The sequence below is a fragment of the Staphylococcus sp. HMSC36A10 genome (genome assembly GCF_001838845.1).
GTDB classification, from domain to species: Bacteria; Bacillota; Bacilli; order Staphylococcales; family Staphylococcaceae; genus Staphylococcus; species Staphylococcus aureus.
In genome coordinates, this window is sequence record NZ_KV839106.1 from 41,381 (window position 1) to 44,062 (window position 2,682).

Sequence of the window (2,682 nt, forward strand, 5' to 3'; positions counted from 1 at the left end):
AGATAATTTTATTATTTTTCATTTCAACTTTATAATTTTTTCTATCAGGTAATTTATTCTTTTCATAAAATTTCTTAACAAAATAATATCCCTTAGCCGTTCGAGTATTTCTATCCAGATTTAAAACCATACCTTCATCATCCAATTCACCCGGTTTATTACTTTTAGCGAAATCTGTGTATATCGTCCACATCCCTTTGTCACCTTTTTTAAATTCGCCATCTCGATATCCTTCTTTGTCGTATAAATCTTCAAGATTTTTGATTGGGTACATATCTAACGTTTTCGCAAAACTCTTTTTGATTTGTTCTTCTTTTGAATCTGTTTTATTCGTTTGTTCCTCTTTTTTCTGTTCATCTTTCATATTTCCACATCCCCCAATAAAAATGATTAAAAGTAATACACTCATGTACAAAGCAATTTTTTTTATATACTCCATCATTTCACATCTCTCTGCTTTAATTTTATAAACATTTGAATATTTCATATAACTTATTAAAATAGTGATTATTCAACTTTTATGTTATCAAACAAAACTAACTTATTCAATTTAATACATGTAATTCATTTAACTTTATTATTAAATGTTCTAACGTCATTTTTTATAATAATAATTATACTTATTTATCCTCGCTTGGATTAAAGTAGACACTATCTGTGAAGTAAATATTTTCTTCCTTGTTTTCAACAAAGGTAAATTCAATATTTTTATATCCGACTGATGAACCTTTTAAATTACCTGAGCCTTTCAATAATAATTTAGGCGCTTTTTGCGTCGGGATATTATATCGCTTACGTAATTGTTCTACATTGTAATCACTGTTTTTCAATTGATATTGTGCAGAGTATATTGGTGCTTCTGGGTTATATGTCACTTCTCCGTCTTTATAGTTTTCCAATTCTTTGAAATTCCCGTATTGTACAAAGAATTTAAATTCTTCAATTTCTTTTTTTACTTTTTCATCATCGATTGGTTTTAATGGAATGATTTTATTATTTTCCATTTTCACTGGATATTTTCGTTCATCACTATATACCTTGCCCTCACTGTCTTCTTTAACTATCCTGACAAAATATTCACCAGTGCATGTTCTACTATTTCTATTTAAACGTATGACCATACCTTTAGATACCATATTTTCATTTTTCAGTTCTGTTGTCATTTCAGATCTAATAACCCAAGTACCTTTGTCGCCTTTTTTAAATTTTCCATCTCGATATCCCTCTTTGTCATAAAAGTCTTCTAGATTTTCAGTAGGATACATGTCTAACGTTTTTGCAAAACTCTTTTTAATTTGTGCTTCTTTTGAATCTCCTTTTGATTTTTCTGAAGTATCGCTTGATTTATCACAACCTATTATAAAAACACTCAAAACCATAACAATTATATAAAGTAAAACTCTTTTAAAATATCCCATCTTTTCACTTCTCTCTTGTTTTAAATTAGTTTATGCCCCTGGTTTTATTTACTAATTACTATGTGATGGTCCGAAGTTCAAAAAATCACTCATAAAAGTCTCATCCTCTTTCTCCTTAGAAAACATGTACTCTATCTGCTTATATCCAACTGAGCTACCTTTAATATCTCCGTCTATATGCAGTTTTAATATTGGAGACTGCTTGGTTGTAATTGGGTACTTTTCTCTAAGTTTTTTTACATTTCCATCACTATTATTCCTTTTGTACTCTGCTTCATAATACGGAACATTTTCATTGATAGATATTCTTCCATTTTTATAATTTTTCAAATCTTTAAAATCTGCATACTGACTAAAAAATTTAAAATTTTCAATTTTATGTTTAAGGTTTACATCTTCTACTTTATCTAAAACTACTATCTTATTATTTTTAAGTTCAACACGATAATTTTTTTCGCGTGTCATCTTACCCAATTCATCATAAGTTGTTCTTATAGTATAATGCCCAGTTGCCGTCCTCATATTTCTATTCAAATGTAGCACCATACCTTCACTATCCATTTCACCTGGTTTGTTGCTTTTAGCAAAATCTGTTGATATTGTCCACGTCCCTTTATCACCTTTTTTAAATTCGCCATCACGATATCCTTCTTTGTCATATAAATCCTCGAGATTCTTAATTGGATACATATCTAACGTTTTCGCAAAACTCTTTTTAATTTGTGCTTCTTTTGAACCTTCTTTTGGATTTTCTGCAGTATCGCTTTGACTATCACAACCCATTATAAAAATGGTCAAAATAATAACACTTATGAACAATGCAAGCCTTTTTAGATATTCCATTCCTTCACACCCTAATATTTAATTATCAGTACTATTTTTTCGCTGGCTTATAACTTAAATAATCAATGACTGAAATATCCCTATCTTCTTTTGAAAAATCTATTTCTAACCTTTTATATCCAACAGAACTACCTTTTAAGTCCCCGTCAATATGCATTTTTAACATTGGAGCTTTATCAGTAGGAATGTTATAACGACTTCTTAATTGTTTAACATTTTCATCTTTATTGCTCATTTTATATTCCACGTCATAACTTGGAACATTCCAATTTATTGACACGTCGCCATTGTTGTAATTTTCCAAATCCTTAAAATTTGCATATTGTCCGAAAAATTTAAAGTTTTCTATTCTCTTTTTTAGTTTTGGATCTTCTACCTTGTCTAATAAGATAATTTTATTATTTTTCATTTCAACTTTATA

The 2,682-nt window shown here is 28.8% G+C and carries 3 protein-coding genes and 1 pseudogene; all 4 read right to left on the minus strand.

What is annotated here, in order from left to right:
• Nucleotides 1–439, minus strand: a 439-nt coding sequence (locus HMPREF3247_RS07275; protein WP_142349150.1) for a tandem-type lipoprotein, incomplete at its 3' end; no start/stop codon positions are given.
• Nucleotides 440–620: 181 nt separating this feature from the next.
• Nucleotides 621–1,418 (minus strand): tandem-type lipoprotein, encoded by a 798-nt coding sequence (locus tag HMPREF3247_RS07280; RefSeq protein WP_000540315.1) that lies wholly within the window; start codon nt 1,416–1,418, stop codon nt 621–623.
• Nucleotides 1,419–1,469: 51 nt separating this feature from the next.
• Complete coding sequence (locus HMPREF3247_RS07285; protein ID WP_000456133.1) at nt 1,470–2,261, minus strand: tandem-type lipoprotein; 792 nt, start codon at nt 2,259–2,261, stop codon at nt 1,470–1,472.
• Between the two features lie 31 nt (nt 2,262–2,292).
• A pseudogene (gene lpl5, locus HMPREF3247_RS07290) lies at nt 2,293–2,682 on the minus strand (tandem-type lipoprotein Lpl5); the annotation flags it as partial.